This is a genomic window from Clostridium oceanicum (assembly GCF_039521385.1).
Classification (GTDB): domain Bacteria; phylum Bacillota; class Clostridia; order Clostridiales; family Clostridiaceae; genus Clostridium_F; species Clostridium_F oceanicum.
The window spans coordinates 1-592 of record NZ_BAAACG010000002.1 but is presented as its reverse complement, the minus strand read 5'-3'; the positions used below and the strand labels follow the sequence as shown (position 1 = coordinate 592).

Genomic DNA, 592 nt, shown 5'->3' with positions numbered 1-592 from the left:
GCACTAGACTTAGGATCTAGCGCCTTAGGCTTGGGGGTTCGAGTCCCTTCACCTGCACCATTTTAATGAATGCATATAGGACATGCGGGAGTGGCTCAGTGGTAGAGCGTCACCTTGCCAAGGTGAACGTCGCGAGTTCGAATCTCGTCTTCCGCTCCAAATATGCGGGTGTAGCTCAATGGTAGAGCTCCAGCCTTCCAAGCTGGCTACGAGGGTTCGATTCCCTTCACCCGCTCCAAAATGTGCGCCTTTAGCTCAGTTGGATAGAGCAACGGCCTTCTAAGCCGTGTGCCAGGAGTTCGAATCTCTTAAGGCGCACCATTAAAAAATTAGCGTCATTAGCTCAGTTGGCAGAGCACCTGACTCTTAATCAGGGTGTCCGGGGTTCGAATCCCCGATGATGCACCAAAAAAAGTTAATAAGATTTTAGTTATTGCATATTATATCGGGGTGTGGCGCAGATGGGAGCGCGCGTGGTTTGGGACCATGAGGTCGCAGGTTCGAGCCCTGTCACCCCGACCAAATATGCGGGTGTAGCTCAATGGTAGAGCTCCAGCCTTCCAAGCTGGCTACGAGGGTTCGATTCCCTTCA

General features: G+C 52.0%; 5 tRNA genes. All 5 read left to right on the top strand.

What is annotated here, in order from left to right:
* Nucleotides 1–84 precede the first annotated feature (84 nt).
* Nucleotides 85–159, top strand: a tRNA-Gly gene (locus tag ABDZ71_RS01775).
* 5 nt (nt 160–164) lie between these two features.
* Nucleotides 165–238: transfer RNA gene (locus tag ABDZ71_RS01770), tRNA-Gly, on the top strand.
* 6 nt (nt 239–244) lie between these two features.
* Nucleotides 245–321, top strand: a tRNA-Arg gene (locus tag ABDZ71_RS01765).
* Between the two features lie 11 nt (nt 322–332).
* A tRNA-Lys gene (locus tag ABDZ71_RS01760) sits at nt 333–408 on the top strand.
* 38 nt (nt 409–446) lie between these two features.
* Nucleotides 447–522: transfer RNA gene (locus ABDZ71_RS01755), tRNA-Pro, on the top strand.
* Nucleotides 523–592: the final 70 nt, after the last annotated feature.